We start from the raw sequence: 25,629 nt of genomic DNA, 5'->3' as shown, positions 1-25,629 counted from the left end.
GAGGTTTGATATGAGTCAAGCAAATAGAACTAATGGGTTGGTAGATTATAAAGAATTAGAAACAAATATCCTGTCATCTATACGAGAAGGAAAACCATTGACAGGAAAAGATGGAGCATTAACACCGTTTATAAAAAGGTTGCTAGAGGCAAGTCTGGAAGGTGAAATAGAAAACCACATGTCAGCTAAAAGTGAAGAAAATAACCGAAGAAATGGGAGAAACGCAAAAACTTTACGCACGAGTGGAGGCTCATTTGAGCTGCTAACACCAAGAGATAGGGAGGGAAGTTTTGAACCACAAATAGTTAGAAAAAGGCAAACAAGCCTACATCCAGAACTTGAAGCAAAGGTATTAAGTACATACGCCAGTGGCATGGGATACAGAGACATAGCTTCACACGTTGAGGAAATATATGACCACAAAATATCAGCAGCAGAGATATCCAGTATTACTGATAAACTGCTACCAATAATCAATGAATGGCGCAGCCGTCCACTGCAATCAGTATATCCAATAGTGTTCATGGATGGCATGTTTTTTAAGGTTAAGGAGGATGGACATTGTGTAAGCAAGTGTATGTATAACATATTAGGCATAGATCAAAATGGCAGAAAAGAAGTATTAGGTTTTTATTTGGCTGAAAGTGAGGGAGCTAATTTCTGGTTGGGAGTGCTAAATGACCTCAAAGAAAGAGGAGTAGAAGATATTCTAATTGCCTGCATTGATGGGCTAAAAAGCTTTTCTACAGCTATAAATAGTATATTTCCTAAAGCAGAAGTACAACTATGTATAGTGCATCAGATAAGGAATTCACTGAAATATGTATCTAGCAAAGATGTAAAAGTTTTCATGAATGATTTGAAAAAAATATATCGTGCTTCAAGTAAAGAAATTGCCGAAAATTATTTGCTTGAACTGGAGGAAAAATGGGGCGAAAAGTATCCATTAGTCATAAAATCTTGGCAGAATAATTGGGAAAATTTGTCCAGTTATTTTAAGTATTCAGGTCCTGTTAGGAGGCTAATTTATACCACTAATCCTATTGAGGGACTGCACAGACAGATTAGAAAATTTACTAAAACCAAAGGCTCATTTACTAATACAAATGCCTTGTATAAACAGGTATATTGTGCTATAAAAAAAGTAGAGCAAAAATGGGCTATGGCTTTACCTAATTGGGCTTTAACTATATCTCAACTTGATATCTTTTTTCCTGATAGATTAAAAATTGAGTTGAATTAAAAATACGGTTTGACACACTTTTTTGAACGTTCCCGTAGCATTATCCATAACTATAGTTGTGCCAAGTGGCAATTTAGGTAATAACATCTTCTCCAACCATGTATTGAATACCTCTTTGTCACACCCACCTTTGAAAGTCATTGGTGCAATAAATCTCTTTCCAATCCACCCGGCTACTATACTGATTCTCTCTCGAGTTCTCCCTGGAATATCTGCATAAATTTTCTTTCCTCTTGGAGCGCGTCCATATTCTCGGTATAACTTATTATCAACTCCTGCTTCATCTATATATAAGATGCTGGAATGGTCTATTTTTGAGATTTTATCAATAAATTGCTCCCTATCTTCTTGATTGCGCTCTTGATATAGTGTGACTTTTTTTTAAAGTAATTTTTAGCTGTTTTAGTCTATACCAAATTGAGTTTATTCCAAATCCAAGATTTTGTTTCATCTCTGCCAGAGTATGATCTGGATTCTTTGTAACATATTCTTCGAGTATTTTGGGGTCTATTTTTCGAATAAAGCTACCGTTTTAGATGGCTTGAGGCTTTCACCAGCAGCTTTCTTTTTTAACCAACGGTACAGAGTTGCTATTCCTATCTCCATAAGCTCTGCTACCTCAACCTTTGTCTTACCTTTTTCTATCATCAATACTGCCTTTTCCCTTAAATCCACACTATATGCCATTATAACTCAAATACTTTATTATACCTTTATCATTTACTTTAGGAAATACTATATCACTGCCTGTAAGATCCAGATTGATGAGGATTTTTAACGATTATTATAATGTGCAGAGATTTATATTGGATGAGAGTTTATTTGGAGATCTTCTTTCTGATTATTCAGGGGTAAAAATAGAAAAAGATGGACTAGTGTTATCATTTGGAAGAGTAAATTTTTTCAGGTCTAGTGGTCCAGTTATTAGGATTATAGAAAACTATCTACGCGATCATTATGAACGAGCTTTAAGCAATGATATATATCGCCTAGATGTAGCAATCCTTGGAGAAACCGAGCCTCACACAAGGGATTATAAAGGCATCTATGAAAGAAATCATCAGTGGTATAACTTAAAAGCACTACATCCACTACCACAGAGCTTATTGCCAGAAATAAAGTTTACAAAAGCACAGATAGTATTATCAGACAGTTGGAGGTTAGGAGAAATAAACGCATGTTTTCCAGTTAATAGTGTAGAGGAAAGAGGGAATAAATTTGTATTGGGAAACGATAAACTTTCAGGGCAATATTGGAATTTAAAACACAAGCCAATTTTAGAAAGATTTAGCGTTACTCACAACTATAAAGTAGAAAATTATACAGATCAGAAGGTCAGAAAATATGTTTTAGCAGAACACAACGTTTACTATAAAAATGATTTGGATTCAGAGCAAAAAGACTCAATACACGAATTAGAAAAGCACATTTTAGTATTTTACCCGGGAGTACTAACGTGGTACGAACATCGACATTTGCACAGAAGTTGGAAAGATAGTCGAATAATATCTCTAATAAGTTAAGTACTTATATTTAGATACTCATATATTATATTAATAATAGGTAAAAGTGTATGAAATAAAAAGAAAAAGACTTGCTTTCTTATGCTAAAACGGACATGACTTGAATAGCGGCAGGTAAATATAAGAAATTTGTCTGACGCTAGGTTTGTGAGGTATGAAATGAGTTTTAGCAAGAGTAAGTTTTTTAAAGAAGTATCAAGTAAAGATATTAATAAAAGAAATGAAGAAGGAGAGACGATATTGCACCAAGCAGTAGAAATCTCCGATTACACAACAGTGAGGTTGTTAATAAAAAAAGGGGCAGAGGTTAATGCAAGAGATAAAAATGGTTATACACCACTACACTGTGCAGTATTTGCGAAAAGCTTAGAAAATGTAAAAGTGCTGCTAAGGTCGGGAGCAGAAGTAAATGCCACTCAATATGTCACTGGATGTACGCCACTGCACTCTGCGTGCAAAATAGGAGGAGCAGGAGTTGAAATAATAAAAGAGCTAGTAAAAGCAGGAGCTGAGGTTAATCAACTGAATAAATATGGTGCAACGCCAATGTATTACATCTGGGAAAGTGAAAAGTATTGTCTATGTGATAGCAAAGAGAGTGAAAAGACAAGTAAATTTTTAAGAGAAAAAGGTGGAATAACAAAAAGTAGAGAACTGACGTGCTATGGAATAGAGGGGCTAGTGGGAGAAATAGCAGACATGTTGAATGGAAGCTACATGCCGGAGCTAAAAATAATAGAGATAGGAGAAATAAGGAAGAGAGACAAATCACTAATAAAGGAAGAATGTCAAAATTTAGCAAGCAAGATAATCAGCAAAGTGAACGAAATGATTAATGAGACAGACTTAAGGTGGTAAATGGGTGGGGTAACTAAGATGTTCAATTTAAATAAGAGATTGGAAAAATTAAAGAAGAATTCATTTTATGGAATAAATGAAAAAGACGAAGGTGGTGATACAGTATTGCATCTAGCAGCACAATTCTCTGATGAAAAAGTAGTCAAGTTACTGATAGAAAGGGGAGCAGAAATAAATATAGAAAATAATAGCGGAGATACACCGTTACAGCTAGCAGCATTTCTGGGAAAGGTAGAAAATATTAAGGCACTGATAAAAGGAGGAGGAGAAGTAAATGCTAAAAATGATGGAGGATATACGGCATTACATTGTGCAAGCATGATGAGCTGTGAAAAAACGGTAAGGGAGCTAATAAAAGCAGGATCAGATGTAAGTACTAGAAATTATATAGGAAGGACGCCACTACACGGAGCAGTATTTATGAGGGAGATAAAGAACGTAAGAGCAATATTAGAAGCCAGGGGAGATGTAAATGAGAAAGATGATAAAGGATATACACCGATAGATTTGGCATATATGGGAAATAGCGAAGAGATCATGATAGAATTAGTAGAAGGTTATGGAAGTTGATTGAGAAAAGGAAGAAAATGGTAGAAAAGGAAGTGTTGTCATTAGAGAGAAAATCGTTGGCAGAACTGAGAAAAATATGGAAGAAGGTACATGGAGAGGAAGCACCTAGATACTCAAAGAAATATCTGATACCAAGATTAGCTTATAGAATGCAGGAGGAAGCGTATGGAGAAATGTCAAGAAAGGGGAGAAAAAGACTAGAGTATCTGGCAGATCGACTAGAGAAGGGAAAAAGAATAAGTAGTGACAAACTTCCAGTAGCAGGAACAGAGCTAATATTAGAGAGAGGGGAAGAGACGCATGCGGTAATAGTAACAGATAAGGGTTTAATCTACAGAGAAGAATTTTATACGTCATTGTCAGCAGTAGCCGGAAAAATAATGGGAATGAGCTATAATGGACCTTTATTATTCGGGATGCGTGATAAAAATGAAAATTGAAGAGAATAAAATGCTAAAAGAAGTAAGGTGTGCGATATATACGAGAAAATCAAATGAGGATGGACTAGAACAAAAGTTTAACAGTCTTGATGCTCAGCGAGTAGCATGTGAAAAATACATAAAGAGCAGAGAAGGCTGGGTAGCATTGGCCAAAAGGTACGACGATGGAGGTTTCTCAGGAAAGAATTTAGAAAGACCAGCGATAAAGGAATTATTTGAAGATGTTAAAGGAGGAGAGATAGACTGTGTAGTAGTATATACGCTCGATAGGCTCTCAAGAGAAACAAAAGACAGCATCGAAGTAACGTCATTTTTTAGAAGGCACCGAGTAAATTTTGTAGCAGTAACGCAAATATTTGACAATAATACGCCAATGGGAAAGTTTGTACAAACAGTGTTATCAGGAGCAGCACAACTAGAAAGAGAGATGATTGTAGAGAGAGTAAAAAATAAAATAGCAACATCAAAAGAGCAAGGTTTATGGATGGGTGGAACTTTGCCATTTGGGTATGATGTAAAAGATAAGGAATTAATAATAAATGAAAAAGAAGCAAAAATAGTAAGGCATATATTTGAAAGATATTTGGAACTGAAATCAATGGCAGAGTTGGCAAGGGAGTTAAATAGTCAAGGATACCGGACAAAATCAGATATCTTTAAAAAAGCAACGGTAAGGAGAATAATAACAAATCCAATATATATGGGAAAAATCAAACATTATGAAAAAGAGTATGAAGGAAAGCACGATGCAATAATAGAAGAAGAAAAATGGCAAAAAGCACAAGAATTAATAAAGAATCAGCCATATAGAAAAGCAAAATATGAGGAAGCACTGCTAAAGGGAATAATTAGGTGCAAGAGCTGCGGTGTAAATATGACACTGACATATGCAAAAAAAGAGAATAAGAGATATCGATACTACGTATGTAATAACCACTTAAGGGGAAAGAATTGTGAATCAGTGAATCGAACAATAGTAGCAGGAGAAATAGAAAAAGAAGCAATGAATAAAGCAGGAGATTTATATGAAAATTGGGGAGAAAAAGCGGAAGAATGGAAAAAGTTAAGTTTTGGAAAGCAAAAAGAAGTAGTGAAAAAGTTAATAAAGAAAGTAATGGTAAAAGGGGATGGAATAGAGGTGCATTTTGAGTCAGAGGAAAAATTGATTCCAATAAAGAAGAAAGGAAACAAATGCACAGTAGTAGAACCAGAAGGTAAAACAAACAATGCGCTACTCAGAGCAGTGGTAAGAGCTCACCTATGGAAACGGCAACTAGAAGAGGGTAAATATGGAAGTATGAAGGAACTGAGTGCCAAAATTAATATAGGTACAAGACGAATACAACAAATTTTGAGGTTGAATTATTTAGCTCCAAAAATAAAGGAAGACATAGTAAATGGGAGGCAGACAAGGGGTTTGAAGTTAGCTGACTTGAGGGAAATACCGATGCTGTGGAGTGAGCAATTAGAGAAGTTTTACGGCTTAGAATCTTAATTTACAAAAGCAATAGGCAATGGAAAAGACTATGTGCCAGAAAACCAATACTTTAAAACAAAGAATAGGAGGTAAACTAATGTTACAGGAACTGACACTTAATTATGTAATAAAAATAGTGATAATCTTAAACATATGTATGAAACGATTCCAGAACTCCCAAAGTTATTGCGTAAGAGCTAAATGTCCCTGACCGCTCTTCTCCCGCTGAATCATGTGTTGGGTCTGATAAAGGAAATTCTGTAGGTATCAAAAAAGTCAATTCAATCAAACACAAAAGGCTATACCTATAAAAGAATAAGGATCAAGAAAGAAAAATAATTTCTTTAGAAGAATCTCTAAATTATTAAGTCAACACTTATCTCCCTACTATTTCTTCTCACCTTGAGAGTATGGCTTATACTTCAAAAAATCTTACTTTGAAGATACATCAATTTTTTTACCCCTCCAAGACCTTTCTTTTGTTTACTAATTTTAGTTGACTTCATTAACACACTACTATTTCTTTCGAAGCTCCCATCTTTTGCAGCTGGTCTAAACTATCGATTGGCTTCATAAGAGTAGATGGAACACCTGATTCTTTCACTACAAAATTTGATTGTTTAATAGTTTCAGCTGACTCTATAAGTATTCTACCGTTTCTTTCAAAACCTTTATCGTTAACAGCTTGTAGAACACTTTTTCCTCCTAAAAAGCAGCTTTCCCCTAAACTTGATTGATCTTTTAATTTGTCAAACTTCTCCTGGTTCTCTCCATCAAGCTTTACTTTTATTATATTACTATCACCAGGACACAGATGAATACTAATCTCTCCTACTTCAGTGATAAAGGACATTTCAATGCCACCCCCTAAGACATCTGTATAATTTCTTTTTCTTCCTATGCTTTCAACTCTTATTATACTTTCTCCGATCTGTAAGATGCTACTTTCTATACTGAAATTTTCATTCACCTTACTATTCATAACCTTTGCAACTTCAACGATACTGTTTTGTGGCCACCTGAAAAGAGCAAGATTGTTATCTACTTCTACTTTCAGATCATCATCTTGAATCTGTTCATTCTTGTTTACTAAACCCTTATATGCGATACTTTTTAGTTTGTCCTTAATTTTTTTACACTCTGTAAAAATAGGCTCATCACTTCCCCACATAACTTCACCTATCATCCTATCATTGTAAAAATCAGACTCTATTTTTGCACCTGCTGATAATAGCTTATTGACAATATTGAATAAAGGTTCTAAAGCCTCTTCCCATTCATCTATTGCCTCTTCTCCATCATCTTTATACCGTGATCTAGTAGTAGGCGTTATACGCATAACACTGCTAGCATTAGCAATATCAATTATTTTTTTGAATACAAAATTTGACACAGTGCATTCATATTGATCACAGCGTAAATTTAGCTTTATTTTTCTTTTCAAATATTCATCTATTAAACGTTCCATCTTTTCTAGAGTGACCTTTGCAGAATTTTCATATCTATTTTCATGAAACTCTTTCATTATACTTTCCATCTTGTCATGAAATTCATCAATCGAAGCTTTTTCGCTCTCAGTTAACAGATTTGCTAAATTCATTAAAATTGAGTTCTCTGGAATAAAAGAACTTTCAACAACAGTATTGTTGTCTTCAACAACGGACTCATTCCAGTCATCATTTTGTTCTTGGCTTAACGATGATGTGCTTTCTTCAAGAGTGTGCTGACCAAAACGCTCCGTATGCTGTTCTTCAGTAGCTAACCTACCATTTGCACAAACCTGCTCATTCCTTAAAATATATTCTAACACCATACTCCCTCCTTAATCTATAAATACATTATGTACAATAATTAGCATGAATAAAAGCCAATGCAAGTATAATTTTTCTAATTTTCATATTGCAAACTGCCATATAAATTTGGCCAGTATAATCTATTGTACACCTAATTTGATATGTAAATTCTCAATAACCCTCATCTGCCAGGAAGATCATCTGCAGAACTGTGTCCTAGGTTGTCCTTTATACGAAGAACATCCTTAACTGATATAAGAGTATCTGGCCTCTGCGCACGATCATTCCATATAGCGTACGATAAAACTACTGTGTCTCCATCGGTAATACGCTTATAACCTCTACAATGCATATAATCATCTAGTTGGTTATTTGCTTCACGCTTTTTACTCTGTAATTCACCAGTACCAGCAAACTTCAACTCTATTCCTATCGGGTGAACACCATCTCTACTATCTGGAGACCGTAATAATACCAGATCTAATCTCTCTCCTCCTCCCAGTTGAAATTCAATAATTACCCTAGCTGGATTATCACAGGCATAAAATAACCCATGCAGTATGGAATGAAATCCAGCCTCTCTAGCGTTATCCCTATTTACTATCCACCTTAACGGAAATAGCACATGAGAAATTGCTTGAAATATTTGTGCATGACGATTTTGTACTTGCCAACCAGTATTCATCATTATATCTGCAGTGCTGTGTACGTTACTGACACCACCTATCTGTGAAAATTCACCTAGAAAAGATCCACCTACTTTACTTTGTAAATAGAGGGCAGGTGAGTCAAATGGTGTTACACCAACAGTTAAACCAAGATCATCCTCGGCTCTTCTTGTTGGGTCCAATCCACATACTACCTCATACACTCTAGCGTTTGGCCAACGTGATAGATCTAGGCCTCGTTCTGGAAATTGGTGAGTTGCTAGTACATGACGTATATTAAGTATAATAACCCTTTCCTCTCTTCCTAATAATGCATGTAAAATCATGGTCAAGGCACGATTTCCAACATTTATCTGTGTAACCCCTCCTTGCAGGTCTAGCATTTTATCGTCATTGTGATAATGGAATAAGTGTTTGGTTACATCTACCCAAATTCCTCTTGTTAACATAATTCTTTTCTTTGCAAATGTAGCATTCCCAAAGGTAAAGCCGGTTGTATAGAGAAATATTCTCCTATCCCTAGCACTAACACCATCCCTATTTCTAATGCCTGGTACAGCAGGTACACCAAACGCTGGGTATAGTAAATAATCTCTAACGCTCTCTTCAATTTCGGCTATTGGTCCATTAAATAGCCTTTTCAATAAAGAAGATTCTCTTTCCAAAAAGCTTTGAGTACTAAGCTGTAAACGTTCATTGTTATCTAAATCAAAATTTAATCCTACACAAACAGCATCCTCCGACGAGGTGTGTATGGATATGGAAGAAACGGGACATCTTGTAACGTAATTTTCAGCTTGCGCCAATGCTCGATCAGCATATCTATCCCTTGCTTGTCCTGCCTTGAGTTCAATTATAATAGGAACAGAATCCATCAATCGTTGTACACCACGTACAAGAAAAGTAATATCTGTATATCCACCCCCCACAAATAACTCAAGGTAAATACCAGCTGTATGACGATACCTAAAATTCATCAAAAACCCTGACAAAAAACCATGATAGTCCGACTCCTTGCTATTGAAGTTCAGTTGCTGATTATACCTATTGTAGAGATTAATTATGTACTGCAAAACATCATCAATAGTATCAACAACATCATCTGCATTATTACTTGCCAAGTCTCCTAATAAACCTGACAGAAAACCTTGTTGTATACCAAAGTTCCTGGTGATCTCTTCAAAGCCATTACATAGAGATGCTGAATTTCCAGTAAATGCGTTTCTTTCACGAATTTTTACACATTTTATTGCTTCCTCTTCTTCGTCTTCTCCCAGATTTTCTGCCCATGCAAATGTTTTATACTCTTCCCATGCAAACCGCCCAGCCCGTGATGCAACATTCTGCTGTTGTAAATTATTCTCTATCCACAATTTCTCTTGCTGACTAAATCTTGAACCAAAACTATTTTGTCTATCGGCAATAGTAAAACATCTTACAATTCCGTAGCCTCTTCTATCTCTGTCATTAGTTAATACAGCAACCTTTAAGTTTCCTTTTCTAGGTTCATTCGGATTGTTGTCAAAACGAAAATAAATTTTTTCATTATCTGCAACATCAGAATCAAACGCAGTAGCAAACATACCAAAAAAGAATGCAGGAAAAAAGCGATCCTTACCCACCGAGTGCAAAAAAGATGGACACTGATCCAAGAAAGATTCAAACCTTTCTACAAACTCTTGGCAATTTCCGTTTAACAAACTTCTAATCAGTCCAATATTTTCACCATTGTTATGCATAAAACACCTCTATTTACTACGACCAGATAAACCGCTAACGCCAGGAGATCCTAACATAGACTGCGGGTCACCAGAGCCACCAAAGTCACCGCCACCTCTATGAGGAATAGGTAACTTATCTAGCTCAGAAAACAACTCCTCTGCCAGCTTGCCATAATCAACACCACTCTTCATACCAGGTCTACCAACCATTTTTAGGTTGCTAATTAAATAATTTTTAAAATTCACAAAATCCTCCTGTGTACAATACTCTTTTGCAAACTGTAAAATCTCTAACAGCTCGTCTTTCTTTCCAGTATCACCTTCACCTAAAGCACAACCGCGCTCCCAATCTACAATTAATCCAGCAAGCATGCGTTTGATAGGGACTCTACCATTTGAAAAAACAGCAGCCTTTTTATTCTCATTAAAGCGATTGCACCTCCAAATATCCATAGTAATTGATCTAGCTTGAACACCTGACTCAGGACTTTCTAGCATTACATTTGAAAGTGAGGAAAGAAGGAGTGTATAATCATGATGTGAAAGTATTTTGTCTGCAGGTACTGAAACTTCTTCATAGCACCAGCTCTTCACCATATCTCGAACTGTACCAAGAAAACTCCAACGTATCAAACCATTAAGAAGTGAATATACTCCTTGATTTTTTTCTAACAACTTAAGCAATAGCTCATGTTTTGCTGGATCATCCATTTTATACAGGCAAAAATCTAAAACGGTAGCACGATTGTAGTTACATTGAATAGTGGACAAGGTAGTAACTGCACTAATAGCTTCCTCCTCTCTTTCTTGCCGGCTTAAAAGGTTATAGAAATATTCTACCCCCTCGCTCCATTTAAGATCTACAGCTTCTCGGAAGCCATCTACGTTATTATATTCCTTTAATGTTCCAGATTCTCTATTAATCCAAAAGCTAAATACAGGATCATAACTTCCCATAGACTCAAGCAAATTACTTCTTATATATTTGTCATCTACAGGATTACCATCCATGTCTACTGCACCGGGAGAGACTCTACCTTTGTAAGACTCAAATTGCTCTTGAAACAACGGATAAATTTTATCTACCACACAATACCTACAAGCCATGTTATACCTACAAAATGGATTCTCTATTTCATCTATTTTTTTCTCAGTTAGCTTCTGTCCTAGGATGTGATTATTTAATTTTGTATCCGACCAGCAACTTTCATCGCGAAATATGTTGTATAAGAATTGCAACTCACTATCTTCTAAATACTCTATTTGTTCAATGTAGGTTTTCACCCATCTTTCAATCGCTAAATGCCTTTCAGCAGCAATTTTAGAATCTGTATGTTCAATAACACTTTGTAACTTATTAAGTACTGTAACATGACGTTCTGTTTTTCTTGGCATTTGATCTCCTAAAAAAATACTTATGGCATTATGTGAAAGTTAGAATTAAATAGCAACCTAAAATTACTAGGGATAAAAAAACTTCATGAAAAACATTTTCTATATTGAACGGATACAAAAATTCTATTGGAATTTACAGACAATACCTTAATTTCTCAGCGTCATAAAAATTTTAAATGTTTACTTTGTTTAAAAAGAAAAAAGATCTTATATTTGTGAGAACAAGCAGCGTAAAAATAAGGTTATAAAAATAGAAGATTTAAATTATTTTAATAAGCTTAGGTAAAACAGTTCGTATGTAGATATGGATCAAATGGGCTAATATGGCTAGTTTTACCGTATAGTAAAATTATTATAAATAAAAGTTCGTATGTATCACATGGTAGACCAATTGATTCCAAGAAAAACACTTCTCACCACCATTAGTTTTGAACACTGGAAATGGTCATATTGTTTAGGTTCTTAATAATACTTAATATTAAATTAACAGTAATCCATTTGAGAATAGCAAAAGACCTGCTGCAAAAGGTAATTGAAAAAGTGATGCGAGAGAGGTAGAAGAAGAATAAGCAGATCGAGTAAGGTAAAAAATGAGCTTTAGTTACTATAAAATGAAGAAGCACCCAAGAAACTTTCGTAATATAACAGGTTTAACTATAGAGGAGTTTGAAAAGGTGGTGGAAAAAGTGAGGTCTGAGTGGAAAAAACTTGAAAAACAGAAAAAGTGCCATGGTAGAAGATCACAACTACCAACTCTGGAAGATAAGTTATTTTGCGTAATTTTGTACTATCGCACTTACATAACACATAGATTTTTAGGGTGCCTGTTCAATATGCACAACGCAAATGTATGTAGGTTACTGAAGAAAATAGAGCCATTACTTGCCAAGAAAGTTACTATAACAAAAGATAGAAGTATGACATCAGAAAAAATACTAAAGATTCTGGCTGATGTTACAGAACAGCAAATACAGAGGCCAGAAGATAGTAAAAAACGGAAGAAGTCATATTCAGGAAAAAAAAGAACCAACACTATGAAAACTGAGATTGTTATCGAAGAAGATGGAAGAATTTTATCAGTGTCAAAGTCATATCGTGGTAGAATTAGTGATTTTCGCATAAGGAAACAAGGAAAATATCTACCACTCGATAGCATAAAATATGCCGATTCTGGATATCAAGGTTGGCAAAAATTGCAAAGTAATGTCATATAAAAAGTACCGTAAAAAGCCATTAACTTCAGAGCAGAAAGAGCATAATAGACGATTAGCATCATTTAGAATGAGAGTAGAAAATAAGATCCGTGAGGTAAAGATATTTAAGATTATGTCCCATGTTTACCGCAATTTTCAGAAAAAATATAACCTGAGGTTCAATATTATTGCTGGTATTGTGAATCTTAAGCACTCCTTTTAGTTAACCTTGATTTTAGTCACCCTCCTTCCCTTTTTTTATCGCTTGATTCGCAGCAGGTCTTATGCTATAGATACTCAAATTTATATAATTTAGTAACAGCTTTATAGTGTAAAGAAAGGTTAATATCATTGGGGGGTTTATGCAAATATCTGAGCTTACTACAGAAACTTCAACAACTATAACAGAGGTTTCTATTGAGAACCCAAACAGCGAATTATTTGATGCTGTAAAAAAGGTAACCTTGATAGAGTTAAGGAGCTTATAGAAAGAGGAGCCAGCATTAACACTAAAGGTAGTGATGGCAATACTCCTTTACACTTAGCTGCTAAAGTTGGTAATTTGAGTGTAGTAACCTATCTTGTGGGTGAAGAAAGAGCTGATATTTATGCAAAAAATCAATACGGACAAACACCTATATCTCTTGCTGCTAAAAATAATCACTTAGAGCATGTCTTCAAACCAAAAAATGAGCTAATTTGTGAAGTATAATAGTGATCATATTAAAGAAGATATTAGTTTTTGAAGTGAGGGGAGAATGCTCATAATCCTTGTTCATACGTCTAAAATTGGAAAGCCAGGCAAATGTCCGTTCTACGATCCAACGTTTAGGAATAATCTGAAATCCTGTATCAACCAATTTCTTGGCAATTGTTAGCAAACATCCAGTTTCCAATAAACATCGATTTTGTAATTTACCTGTGTACCCTTGATCGGCAAAAAACTTTCGTAAGGTTGGGGCTTTGCATTTAGCCTGAGCAAAAAGATCTAGAGCACTATCGCGATCTTGAATACTTGCACTGTGTACTTCAGCAGCAATTACAAGACCCACAGTATCTACAATGATATGGCGTTTTCTGCCCTTTATTTTCTTTCCAGCATCGTATCCCTCTCGATCCCCTTTTTGAGTCGTTTTTACTGACTGGCTGTCTATTATTCCCACTGATGGAGTTTCATTCTTACCGATTATCTCTCTTACTTTTTTAACTAGAAAATCATGAATTTCTTGCCATATTCCACTTTTTTTTAAGCGCGAATCACAACTATACACGGTTTTCCATGGTGGAAAATCTTTAGGCAGTTGTCTTCATTGACATCCTGTTCTCATCATATAGCGGATTGCGTTAACAATTGTTCTAATACTATGTTTTCTTGCTCTGCCGGTCTTTTAAGGTTCAAAATATGGCTCTATTATCTTCCATTCTTTGTCACTTATGTCGCTTGGTACATCTTAAAATATATCTTATACCATACTTCTTAACTTCTTTCTACTCAGTTTCAAGACGGGCTCTAACAACCCCAACTTTGATTTTAGTATTTTTTCTTGTGTTGTACTCATATCTGACACTCCTTTAAAATTTGTTTATATTTTTATCTTACTTTATTACCCTGTCAGATTAAGTCTAAACTATTACATCTGCAATCTCTCCTATTTGACCTACCAACAATGAGTATTGGTATTAGCAATGGGATAAAAAACAAATAGCAAACACTGAAATTAAATAAGTACATAAGCAAAGTGCTCTAGTTCGTTTGTGTATCCCTATAACTATCAAGGGCTCTCTCTGCTTTTACATTATTTTGAATATTAGAGCTAGGTTTATCTCCTTTTTCTTTCTCATATAATGACCACCCACATAGTCCAATTACTGCAGGTACAATAAGTGCTGCTAAAAATATATATGTTTGTGTCACAAATGCTAATGCTATAATCAAAGCTGAAAGAGATGCTGATAAAGTGAAATACACAGTTGACCTGTGACGTTGAATGTTTTGTGTCTTATTTTGTACTCTGTCAGATTTCACATTTTCTCCCCTGTAACAATTTTTATCTAGCACCTTTTCATTAAATGCTCCACTAAACATTAACACAGTTTCTCCTAACGTTCTTCTAGTAAGATTTTCCTCCACTGCAATATTACCTCGTGCGGATAATGCACCATTACCAACGTATCCAACTCCCTCACCCATTATAGATTCTGCAAACTTTCCTTCTTTTGATACCCTACTTGGCGCGCTAAGATCACCATAATTAATAGCAATGCTTTTGATGCCACTGTCGCTTATCAGCTTATTTAAATCTTGAGTATTTCCAGTATTGACAAATATCCCACAAAATCCTGAGTATTTTCCACTATCTTGCTCTATTTCCTTAGCAGCTTCTATTGCTGCATTGACAAAAGCTATTTTTGCTTCTTTTTGCTCATCATTACTCAAACCACTCAAAAAAGCATTAGGTACCACAATGCTTAATCCTTCTTTATGTTTGGCAGCCATTAAGGCATTCAGTTTTACTACGTTTTTAAACTTATCTTGTAGCTCAGATTTTCTGCTACCTATTAACTCTCGACTTCTAGCAAAATACTTGTAGTCTAAGGTATTTCCTTTTAACTTAGGAAAAGTAGTATAATGAACAACGCTTTCTATAGGATCATTCAGCAGCTTTCCTGAATGATCTAAATGTTGTGTTACTTCAGCCCTTATAACTATATAAGAAGATTTTTTCTGTAGCTCTCTCCTATAATCTTCAAAACTTTTATATTTAGATGGTATTGTTACTCTTTTACCAGCCTTAAGAAGCTGAATATCATGCACTTCTTTTGCGCCAATACGATCCTTATCATATATTAAATCTATTTTTTGTTGTTTATTTTTAATCTCTTTTGCATATACTGTTTTAGTTGTGTTATCTATTACTATATCCGCATCCACTCCTTGTGTAAGCTGCACAATAGGGGCTAATTTATTATCAGTTATCATGCACTTCCCAGTGTACGGATTAGAACAACAGCCTTTTTTAGACCCTAGCCCAAACATTTCCATTAGTGGCCTTCGAATTTCATAATGCAATGAATAAGGAGTTGTGCAAAATGGAATTTCTTTTGTTTCTTCCTGAATTAGTCTAAGATTCATAACCTCCTCACTTTACACATTGTAGTATCATTAATGATAGCATTTTATAAATCAGGAGTCAAGCATTCCAAACAAATATAAGCTACATATACAAAGCACAAAGATTTTTGAAAATAGCTCTAAATAGAACTCTTGTATTGTGAATCAGATAGCTAAAATGCTGCTAGATAATGGAGAAAATGCTAACTTGAAAATCAGGATTGTGTACCATTACACCTTGCAGCTCAAAAAGGTTACAGAGAAATTGTCGAAATTCTGTTAAACAATAATGCAGATCCTGAATGGCTTTGTTGCATAGCTGTCAATAAGATGTAGAGATGGAAGGAATTTACAAGGCAAATTCGAAAAGAGGCATACCGATATCAGTAAATTTATTAAGTAATACCAATTCCCATTCCCACTATACAAAGAACGGATAGACAATAATGGAAAAAAAGCCATACTAAAGTAAGTGAAGTAGCGAGGTTTAAATGGCATTAAGATCAAAATTATTGGATGAAAAAGTGAGCAAAAGAAATGCTGAAGAAAGTAAGGAACAATGCATATGTTTCAAAAAAACTAAATGCTGTAATTGCGGCAAAAAAGCATAGTATAACGGCTGTAGCAAAAATATATTGCATTTCAAGAAGCGCACTAACTTCGTGGATAAAATTCTTAAAATTTGGCAGAGAAGAAAAACTGTTTGCTCCTCCACAACGCCGTAAAAGAACTAAATTAAATCAGGCTCAACTACAGCAAGTTGAAGCATGGATAGAAGAAAATCCTAATATTACCATTAAAGAAATGAGAATAAGAATCCAGGAAAAGTTCGGATTAAATATCAGCAAATCTACAGTACACCGCCATATACAAAAGATGAAATTTTCATATATTACACCAAGACCAGTACACAACGTACAAGATAAAAGTAAACAAGAGGAATTCAAAAAAAAATCTCAATGAAGTTATTGGCAAGTATCCAGAAAAAGAGCTATTTTTCTTTGATGAATCAAGGTTTGGCACACATTCGAAAGTTGGGCTCTGTAATATCTTTCTTCATAGGTAATCTCCTAAATTGAAAGAATTACTTGGAGTTTACCCACTTTCCAGCCTTTTTTCACTTCTTTCTAACCCATAGTTGGGGTTAATAGAATTTTTTTTGTGCCGTTAAACTTTACACAATTTTTTAGCTGTGTTTTATCTTGAACCGATAGAAAATCATAGTATATTGAGTATTTTAATCGGGTTAGGTAATGAATTACACTCTAATGCCATCACTTAAGCATAAAGCTCTTGTGGAAATAGCTATTACGTTATGGAATCAAGATGATGCCTGGGATTTAGCGTCAAAGTTTTACTTCTCATCACCAATCCTAAATGTCAGTGAAAGAAAAAGAGAATGGCAAAAGGTAGAGGATGAAGTGATAAAAAAGGTACTAAAACTTCCGCTGCCAGAATTGTTAAAAAAGGAACTATCAAGTTTTGTTGAAGCAATAGGTTGGCAGATACTCATATGGAAACAATATCATAAAAATCTTTTAGGTGGCAAAGATGCTAGAGCAAGCTTAAGCAAGCTTTGTTGGACACCACAAGGCACTATTGATAAAGAGAAAACAGCAAAGATATTAGTGCAAGATGAAAATTTAGATATTGCTAAGCGCTATAGATTAGCATGCACTTATTGTTTAGAAGATAATATTCTCACCCTATGGAAACAAATCAGTGGTAGGAAACTCTATGGAAAAGATCTTAGGAAAATAAGAATAAATGAATCACCTCTAGTATCGTTCTGGTCCCATCATATAGAAGAAGAAACAGCTCAGTTAGGCGATATAATAAGAAGATATTGTCAAGATGATAGTGTTACTCATTATGAGTATGCATTTCGACGTTCAGCAGTTAGTGGCAATGAAGCAGCAACCAGATATTTCCTACAAAAGTTAACTCCTGAAGAAAAAGATAAGGTCTTAGTAAGAACTGCAGAATATGTGGCAAAAAGACGTTGTGACTGTGTTAGTGAGTTTACAGATTTTTCCAGGGAGAATTATATTGATGTTTTGTGCTTTTTACTTTCAGAAATGGATAGAGAACAACAAATGGAAGTGTTCAAGAGCTGCTCTTATGAAGTGCTAAAGTGCTTTTTGGATTGGCCATGGCAGAGTTTTTTTATGGAAACAGCGCAGCATATGTGGGCTTTCCTTTCTGAAGAAGGTTATGATTGTTTATTGAGAGTAATCGTTAATAAGATGATAGATGGTAATAAAGATTACAATTATCAAAAGCTCTTTGGAATATTTTGGCAGCAAGGTCCTAGTACTCACACAAAACATGTAATAGATAAATGCGGATCAGGTGGGTTATTATTACTAGACTTATTTAAGGTTGAAGATGTGGAAAATATCAAACTGATCTTTCAAGATGCAACTCCCAAAGAGAAAGAAAGGCTTATTTTTTGTAGTAGGGGGCAAGATATTTGCCAAGATTTGATTTATGGTGATAGGGGGGGATTTATTGAGTTCTTCATTCGAGAATGTATATCATCAAAAAATGAAATGGTAAAATTTAGGGAGGAATTTAAAGAACGTATAACATGGTGTTGTTCAAGAGAGGAATTTACAAAGAGGAAAGATAAATGGGATAAGTTTTTTCAATTACTGGATAATCTTATTCAAGAAAATGACAAAAAGAGAGGAATAGAAGGAGAAGAAAGTAGTCCAGCAAAGAAACTTCGTAGTATAGAACTTGAGGAAGTGACACACAGTATGAAGAAATAGATAAGAAAATGCCAAGAGCAACAGCTGAAGCGAAACATATTGAACACAAGCTTGAGTTAATAGAATTATTACTCACTGAACCAATTAATCCAGGTAACAGTAAGGGTAACCCTGTTCTCTCAGTAAATTTCGATGCACCTAAGGGATTTGCTGAAAAGTTTAGTTTATTTCTTCGTGAAACTCCAAATATTGGTTCAACATCTAGTCCTGAGTTTTTTATTCATAGCATATTAGGATCGATTTTAACCCTTCCTAATAGTGGTCTAGTAGAAAAGCTTGGCATCAATAAGGTGTATATTAAGCGTACTAATTTGAAAGTAGAGGGATTGAAAAATGAGATTAGCATTGTAAAACTATGCTTTTTTCTTGAAAAAAGTGGAAGAAAACAAGTGGTTCTTAGAGCTTTTACAAATGATCAAATTACAGGTTATGGGGATTTAAAACGGAAATATTGTTATAATGATGATGAACTTAAAGAGATAGCAAAAACACTAGAGATCTCTGACATAGATAACACAGATATAAATGAGTATTCGTTTCATATGCGTACTGAAGAAGATTTAGGCAACCTGTCATTCGAACTATATAGAGAACAAAGAGATAGAGTAAAAGAAAAATTTAAGGATTTGGTGTCTTCTCCATCTCAAACTAGTGAATTTGAGGAGATCAATATAGGTCGGTCTACAAGTCTTGAAGGTGCATTTAAACAGCTTTCTGATAAGAGTATAGATCAAGTAATAGTTGGTATTAGAGAAATTTTTCTTGAACTGGCCGAAATATACAAAAGTAATCAGGGAAAGTTTTCACTGGGCAACTCAGAAGCAGCATATCATGGGTTTGTTTATGGAGCTTTAGCATTAAATTTTAAATATCGTTATGGTCTTAATTGTTATGTTGAACGTGCTGCAGGTAACGGACGTGCAGATTTAATACTTATGTCACGTACAAAAGATGCAAATGGTAGGATAAATCCTAAACCTGTTCCAGTAGTTGTTGAGTTTAAAGGAGAAGGTCATACTGCTGATGAAGCTATAACACAGATCAAGAACAAAGGTTATTTGTATAACCTCAGCATTAGAACTAAAGCAGAAGAGGCGGTTATAGTGGGAATTAGTTATGCTGAAGTAAAGACAGAACAAGCTAAGATTTTTCAATCCCAAGGTTTTGTGCATCAATTATTAGAAGGTGCTAAAGATTTTGATGGCAATGAAGCAAAGGAAAATTTAAAGGCAGAACTAAAGAACTTATATCACTTGATACCAAGTAAGGATAAAAACTATTTAAGCAAACTAGTGTTCGGACAGATTTTAGCTATGGATAGTATAGATAAAAATATTTTCACTTATCAGAATGAAGATAGAAGTATAGGAAGAGAGGCTACTACATTTCTACTATTCAATCAAGGGGAAGATAGAGCAGTAATATTAAATATTATAGAACGTAGTGGTGAATTAAGAGAACTTAGAAGGCAAAAGAGATTTGACAGTAATAAAATTCCTCCAATTGATGAACTGGATATTGATTCTGCAGTTAAAATCGACCTGATAATAAACACAGGAGTAAAGAATAACCTAGGTGGGTTTGAAGTAGGAGAAAGAAAAGATAAGTCTTATTTTCAGGATATAAATATAAAAGAAGTCTCTCATAACTCTAAAAATAGATACAAGGGTAAATTTGAAAGAATAGGGAATGTTGACGTAAATAGCTTAATTGAACAATTACGTGGAATTGATGTTGTAGACTTGCTTAAGGAAAGTAAAGATGAAGAGATGATGGGAAATAAGTTAAAAGAGTCACTATCTCCTTTAGTAGAAGCTTTATTGCCTTTTAAGGAATTAATAAAAAGAGAAGTGGACTTTCAAGCAATAATGCAAGGGTTATTGATAAATGGAAAAACGCAAGATGGTAAAGAGATTAAAGTGTATGTGGAATCTAATATATCTTCATTAGGGAAAATGGACCTGGCGCTATCTTTTACATATTTGCAAGGAGATGAATCTACTATTGAGGAAGATGAACCAATTATCATAGAATTAAAATGTGCTAATAGTAGTGTAAAGAAAAAATTAGGACATGCAGAAAAACAGATGAGTGACAAATATAAAATTCTTAGATCTTTTACTGATAAGAGAACAGCCAAGTTTTTAGCCATGGTTTTTAATCAATCTAGTAGGTCCGATAAAGATTTAATTACAGCAAGCATAAAAAGTATTGAAGTCTATCATACCACATCTCAAGGTGAGATTAGCTCTCCCGAAAGAGGTGGTGCAAGAAAAAGGCTAAGGCTTGAAACTGGGCCTCAAATGGAATGTTTAGAAGCTAAAAGAAGAAAAATAAGAAATATAGGCATGTACTGCATAGACTCACGTGATGAAGAAAATATTACAGAGGAAGAAAAAGAGCAACGTATTAAAGAGTTGTTTAATGCTAACAAGGTAGCGGAAAGAGTAAAGAATATTGAGTTTTATGATCAGCTTTTCAAAGTTTCTGAACGAATCTCTAGAGGTGAAGCTACAGACCAAAATGTTGAAGAAGCATTTATTGCAAAGGTTAAAAATGTAGATCTAAATTCAATAGACCCAGAGATCAAGGATATTGTAAAGGAGATGAAAGAAAATAAAGAAGAAATCAAAAATATTCTCAGAGGATATGGGGTAGCAGAAAAAATAGGGAAAGTAGCAGAAAGTGCAGGTTTTGCCTTTACAGTATTTTTAGTTGGTAAACATATAGCAAATGGAGATGTAGAAGGCCTAGGTTATGATACATTAAATCTCTGGGTAATGCCAAAGATTGGTGAGAAAATCTCTGGAAAAATATTAGGATTAGGAGAAAAACTTGATTCTCAAATGCTAAAGGGGTTTGCCCCAGTTATGGGACCTGCTATAGGTAACTTTGCAGCATTTTTAGGGTTAGCAGAGTCGATAAAAGCTCGGGAAAGTGCAACGAATCCTGTAGATATAAAGATTGCTGACCTAAACATCGCAACTAACTCCATTTTTATAGCTGCAGATGTACCTGCGATTGTTACTGAGACAATGTCAGCCGTAGGAATAGAAGCTGGAGTAATGGGAGAATTTGCTGGTCCAGTTGGTACTGCTATTTCAGTTGCTGTTATTATTATATCGCAATTTGTAGAAGCAGAGCTTGAGGTAGAGAAATTGGAAGAGCACATAAATCTTACAGATCAGGAGAAGCATGATTTGTATTGGGATTTCTTTCTTGGTAAAAAAGTACCAGATTATATAGAAAATGATATAGAGGCAGAAAGTATATATAAACAATATGTATTAAAGCTTATAAGCCAATATAAAGGTAATTATGATAAAATAGTTATGTCGCTGCCTTATATATTGGTTACAAAGGAAAAGCGTGTTTATGGGGAAATACAACTCCTCAGAGTTTATTGTCGTACTAACACAAAAATAGTTGATACTAAGTTTGATTTTGGATTCAATACGAATGTTACATATCCATTTCATATCAGTGATATTAATTCTAGAGTGATTCCTACGAACATTGAAAGTTATAGTGTCGTTTGCGGACCACACGATAGCGATATTAAAGTACAAATTGATAATCCTCCCTGTACTGACTGTGTTGTAAATGGAATTGGCTCAGGATGTGATAACTTATATGATCATAGTAATGTATTACTAAATAGAACATTTGAAAAGTGGTTTTTACAAGAATACCCTAGCGACTGTTATAATGCGGTTATATACAGAAATAAGAATTTCCGTGGGTATGGAAGCGTATACTATATAACAGCTCAAAATGCTAATATTAATGTTGTTTTTCAAGAAAAGGATATTTTAAATGGTGATCGAGGTAGAAGAGGTAAGGTAGAAAATAGGTACTATTTTGAAAAGTCATTAGATAGTTGCAAGGTGTATAACTCAGGTAGAAATTTCTTTTACATAGCAGGGAAGTTCTCTTGTGATTTAGGAGCAGATAGACAAAAGAATATAGTTATAACACAAGGTAATCTTACTACAGATTCAATAAACATACATTCTATTATCGGCAGTAATAGAACTAATTATATAAAGTTCTCTAATGCAGATTATGTAGATGGTAAGGGTGGAAATGATATAATAACAGCAAAAAACTTTGCTACAATAAAAGGTTATTTTGGTGATTCTATTCACGGAAGTGGCTTAGTATTATTGCCGATAAATTTTAGTGATATAGATAAAATAACTCATGTTAACGACAGAACAAATATTTATAATAAAAGTGGAGATTCTATAAGTGTAGATAAACAGACATTAATAAAAACAGCAGATGGTTTGTTTGTAACTCCAACGAAAGTAGAGAGTAATACTGGAACAGTAGCAAGTCTACAAATAACAAAAAGCGTTGGTAGTGATGTTATATTAGATGATGAGTTAGATAAGTTGCAAACAATAGATAATCGGAACTTTAATATTACAAAGCAATTATCAAGTACTAATTATCGTAGTACTATAGGTAGTTTTAGTAATCATATTTTTTATCCTGATAAAGAGCACCATAATTTTTACTGGGAAGCTCCAAGTAATATAAACCATCTTTATCTTTTCGATGAAAAAAGTGCTAATATTACGATTGCTCAAGCAAATGGTATATTAGACTTTAGTCAATTAAATAGCACATTAAATGATATACAATTTGCAGAGAATAATGAAGGAGAAATAAAGATTAACAAAAGTAGACTAAATGTAACCCTGCTACCAGATTATAAAGATGTTACGGTAACATTTGATAGGGAAAAATATTATAAACTTCAGAATGGTGAACTAGAGCGTGATTATTGTTCTCATAGCTTAAAAATAGATGGAAGATTTAGCGTTAATGGTACTGATCTGTTAAATCATTATAATTGTTTCACATTTGATTCAGATAAGGTGCTTTTTTTAAAACTCAATAATGATTTGCTATTGTTATCAGATAAAGGAGCATATATCACAGATTACTATTCTTTTGTTCATAGAAACTGGGATTTATCTATAGAACTAAACAATAGAATTATAGAACCAGAAGAATTTGGAGAAAGAGCTGATGATTTTAGTTCTTTCAGGTATTATAAACCAGATGAACAAGGGTTACAGATTTATCATAATCAGCCTATTAATAAGAATGATATTGGTTTAGTTGATTTGAAAGGTAAGTCTATATTAGATTTCGATATGAAAGTTATGAATGATACCTTATTGCTATCACATAAAAATAACACTCTTGTAAAAGTAGAGAACTGGAATACTTATCAACCAGCAAGAGAAATGATGTTTGCTTTTAATGATACAATAGTTTCTAACTCAAAATGTATAGCTTCTACTTGCAATCCACAAGATGTTATAATGGACTTTAATAAAGAAAAACAGAAACAGTATTCTCAGCTAATAAAAACCTCAGGGCCTGAAGAAGCAAAGTCACTTATAAGAAAAGCTATCCAGGAGAATAAGTCGAACTTGCTTGAAGCTCTTCTTGATGGTATGAGAAACAGGGATGATAGATATACTCTTATCAATGCTAAAAACGATTTCGGCGAGACATTTCTGCACCTTGCTATCTCTCAGTGTTTTGTTGATAACGGCGTTAATAACCTAAAAGATACTAAGTTAAAGATTGTAGAGCTGCTGCTTAACAGTGGTATTGATGTTAATGCTCAGGATACCCAGGGCAAGACGTCTTTGCACCGCGTTGTCCTTCTAATGGGTTATTTAGTTCAAAATAATCATGATTTTAGTTTGTTACAACTTCTGATTTTTAAAAATGCTGATGTTAATATTCGTGACAATAATAGTAAGAAGCCTTTAGATATTGCAAGAGATAAAGGTTTCACAAACATAATTTCCTTTTTAGAGAAGGCAGAAAGAAGAAATGAATACGTTGCACCAAAGCATATACGTCATCATAAAAGACATGCTTATCATAGAGGGAACCGTCATCGTTATTCACCTATTGAAAAGACAACAAAAGCTAGAATAGAAGGAAAAGCTATAGTAGGTAAAATTGAGTCTATGATAGATGAAAAAAGTCCTACAGTAGGATATGATGATGTAGAGGTTATGGTAGTAGGTGGCATAGAGATTGCTGCAATAAATAGAAAAAAAATCAAAGTGAATAAGGCAGAAGAGGTGCGCTATAAGAAAGCTATAAGCAGAGCAAGTGCACTATCTTCATGGATAAACAGTTTGTTCGGTTCAGTAAAAACCTCAATAGGTCGGTTATTAGATTCTAAACCTACATTGTCTGACGGAGTATCAAGTACTACAAGTCCAATCTCACAAGTTGATTCACCAGTAGATATAAACGGCACAATCATGTTACTTGATGTGCTTATTAGAAAAGTTACAGGTCAAAAATACATTTCTACAGCAGATCAGCACGTATCATTACTGGAAGCGCAGGGCTATGCATTAAATATTACAGAGGAATTTGAGAAAGTAGTAGAACAAGCTGCATTAAAAAGTGGCATATCAATGCATCGGTTAAATATTGATTTTGTTGAAATACAGAAAGAAGTTACAGGAAAAATCATGAGTGGTAAATTTGATGAGATTTCGGGGATTTTCAACTCATATGTAGAGAAAGCATGTTCTGGTAAAGAAGCTGGTAAATTAAGTCCGAAGAAATTTGAAAAGTTTATAGCTCAATTTAATAAGGGTCTGCTAAATCAATCAATAGAGCAGATATTACACAACAGAGATGGTAGATTAGAAGTTGATGGTACAAAAAAACAGCAGATAAGTTTAGAGCCTCAAAGTTATTTAAGTAATGCTTCAGTTCACAGCCATTCAAAGGACAAAGTATCAACTTGTCTTTCTGATGTAGGAGTAACCAAGCTTGGAAATACTTTGAGTAAGTAGATGAGAATATG

At 34.3% G+C, this 25,629-nt stretch carries 15 protein-coding genes and 5 pseudogenes; 12 read left to right on the top strand and 8 right to left on the bottom strand.

Annotation, left to right across the window (positions count from 1 at the left end; all coding sequences use genetic code 11):
• The first annotated feature begins 10 nt into the window (after nt 1–10).
• Entirely contained in the window at nt 11–1,243 is a 1,233-nt protein-coding gene (locus tag OM962_RS00655) for an IS256 family transposase (protein WP_264330447.1), read from the top strand.
• Here OM962_RS00655 and OM962_RS00650 read toward each other — a convergent pair.
• From OM962_RS00650 to OM962_RS00640, 3 genes are read right to left on the bottom strand one after another with little or no spacing between them, the layout of a single operon-like run.
• On the bottom strand, nt 1,223–1,531 hold the full coding sequence (locus tag OM962_RS00650; RefSeq protein ID WP_264330996.1) for a transposase: 309 nt from the start codon (nt 1,529–1,531) through the stop codon (nt 1,223–1,225). The two genes, OM962_RS00655 and OM962_RS00650, sit on opposite strands and share 21 nt — an antisense overlap.
• Nucleotides 1,532–1,583: 52 nt before the next feature.
• On the bottom strand, nt 1,584–1,703 hold the full coding sequence (locus tag OM962_RS00645; protein WP_264330464.1) for a hypothetical protein: 120 nt from the start codon (nt 1,701–1,703) through the stop codon (nt 1,584–1,586).
• 47 nt (nt 1,704–1,750) lie between these two features.
• On the bottom strand, nt 1,751–1,930 hold the full coding sequence (locus tag OM962_RS00640) for a transposase (protein WP_264330453.1): 180 nt from the start codon (nt 1,928–1,930) through the stop codon (nt 1,751–1,753).
• Between the two features lie 50 nt (nt 1,931–1,980).
• Here OM962_RS00640 and OM962_RS00635 point away from each other — a divergent pair.
• The 5 genes and pseudogenes from OM962_RS00635 to OM962_RS00615 form a co-directional block, all read left to right on the top strand.
• A pseudogene (locus OM962_RS00635) lies at nt 1,981–2,766 on the top strand (phage tail protein); the annotation flags it as partial.
• A 159-nt stretch (nt 2,767–2,925) separates the two neighbouring features.
• Nucleotides 2,926–3,624: an ankyrin repeat domain-containing protein gene (locus OM962_RS00630; RefSeq protein WP_264330480.1), complete on the top strand. Its 699-nt coding sequence runs from the start codon at nt 2,926–2,928 to the stop codon at nt 3,622–3,624.
• Nucleotides 3,625–4,194, top strand: coding sequence for an ankyrin repeat domain-containing protein (locus OM962_RS00625; RefSeq protein ID WP_264330479.1), 570 nt, complete (start codon nt 3,625–3,627; stop codon nt 4,192–4,194).
• Nucleotides 4,195–4,211: 17 nt separating this feature from the next.
• Nucleotides 4,212–4,634, top strand: coding sequence for a DUF2924 domain-containing protein (locus tag OM962_RS00620; RefSeq protein WP_264330478.1), 423 nt, complete (start codon nt 4,212–4,214; stop codon nt 4,632–4,634).
• A 10-nt stretch (nt 4,635–4,644) separates the two neighbouring features.
• Complete coding sequence (locus tag OM962_RS00615) at nt 4,645–6,129, top strand: recombinase family protein (RefSeq protein ID WP_264330995.1); 1,485 nt, start codon at nt 4,645–4,647, stop codon at nt 6,127–6,129.
• A gap of 487 nt (nt 6,130–6,616) precedes the next feature.
• Here OM962_RS00615 and OM962_RS00610 read toward each other — a convergent pair whose 3' ends face one another.
• The 3 genes from OM962_RS00610 to OM962_RS00600 form a co-directional block, all read right to left on the bottom strand.
• Entirely contained in the window at nt 6,617–7,924 is a 1,308-nt protein-coding gene (locus tag OM962_RS00610; RefSeq protein ID WP_264330477.1) for a hypothetical protein, read from the bottom strand.
• 161 nt (nt 7,925–8,085) lie between these two features.
• Nucleotides 8,086–10,311 (bottom strand): hypothetical protein, encoded by a 2,226-nt coding sequence (locus OM962_RS00605; RefSeq protein WP_264330476.1) that lies wholly within the window; start codon nt 10,309–10,311, stop codon nt 8,086–8,088.
• A 9-nt stretch (nt 10,312–10,320) separates the two neighbouring features.
• Entirely contained in the window at nt 10,321–11,688 is a 1,368-nt protein-coding gene (locus tag OM962_RS00600; RefSeq protein ID WP_264330475.1) for a hypothetical protein, read from the bottom strand.
• A 590-nt stretch (nt 11,689–12,278) separates the two neighbouring features.
• Between OM962_RS00600 and OM962_RS00595 the strand changes: the two are divergent.
• Together OM962_RS00595 and OM962_RS07720 are read left to right on the top strand one after the other, a co-directional pair.
• Nucleotides 12,279–13,104, top strand: a pseudogene (locus tag OM962_RS00595) (transposase).
• Nucleotides 13,105–13,338: 234 nt separating this feature from the next.
• A pseudogene (locus tag OM962_RS07720) lies at nt 13,339–13,593 on the top strand (ankyrin repeat domain-containing protein); the annotation flags it as partial.
• Here OM962_RS07720 and OM962_RS00590 read toward each other — a convergent pair.
• Both OM962_RS00590 and OM962_RS00585 read right to left on the bottom strand, forming a co-directional pair.
• Nucleotides 13,559–14,182 (bottom strand): IS5 family transposase, encoded by a 624-nt coding sequence (locus OM962_RS00590; RefSeq protein WP_264330994.1) that lies wholly within the window; start codon nt 14,180–14,182, stop codon nt 13,559–13,561. The pseudogene OM962_RS07720 and the gene OM962_RS00590 overlap by 35 nt on opposite strands.
• Nucleotides 14,183–14,625: 443 nt before the next feature.
• Nucleotides 14,626–15,861, bottom strand: a complete 1,236-nt coding sequence (locus OM962_RS00585) for a hypothetical protein (RefSeq protein ID WP_264330474.1) — start codon at nt 15,859–15,861, stop codon at nt 14,626–14,628.
• Between the two features lie 366 nt (nt 15,862–16,227).
• Here OM962_RS00585 and OM962_RS07715 point away from each other — a divergent pair.
• The 4 genes and pseudogenes from OM962_RS07715 to OM962_RS00570 form a co-directional block, all read left to right on the top strand.
• Nucleotides 16,228–16,329 (top strand): annotated as a pseudogene (locus tag OM962_RS07715) (hypothetical protein); the annotation flags it as partial.
• Nucleotides 16,330–16,484: 155 nt separating this feature from the next.
• Nucleotides 16,485–17,032, top strand: a pseudogene (locus tag OM962_RS00580) (IS630 family transposase); the annotation flags it as partial.
• 229 nt (nt 17,033–17,261) lie between these two features.
• Nucleotides 17,262–18,767, top strand: coding sequence for a hypothetical protein (locus OM962_RS00575; protein WP_264330473.1), 1,506 nt, complete (start codon nt 17,262–17,264; stop codon nt 18,765–18,767).
• A gap of 8 nt (nt 18,768–18,775) precedes the next feature.
• A complete protein-coding gene (locus OM962_RS00570) occupies nt 18,776–25,618 on the top strand; it encodes a latrotoxin-related protein (RefSeq protein WP_264330472.1) in 6,843 nt (2,280 codons plus the stop codon).
• Nucleotides 25,619–25,629: the final 11 nt, after the last annotated feature.

It is taken from the genome of Wolbachia endosymbiont (group B) of Erebia ligea, assembly GCF_947179575.1.
Lineage (GTDB): Bacteria > Pseudomonadota > Alphaproteobacteria > Rickettsiales > Anaplasmataceae > Wolbachia > Wolbachia pipientis_C.
Note: the sequence above shows the minus strand (reverse complement) of the source record. Positions and strands in the feature narration are given on the sequence as shown.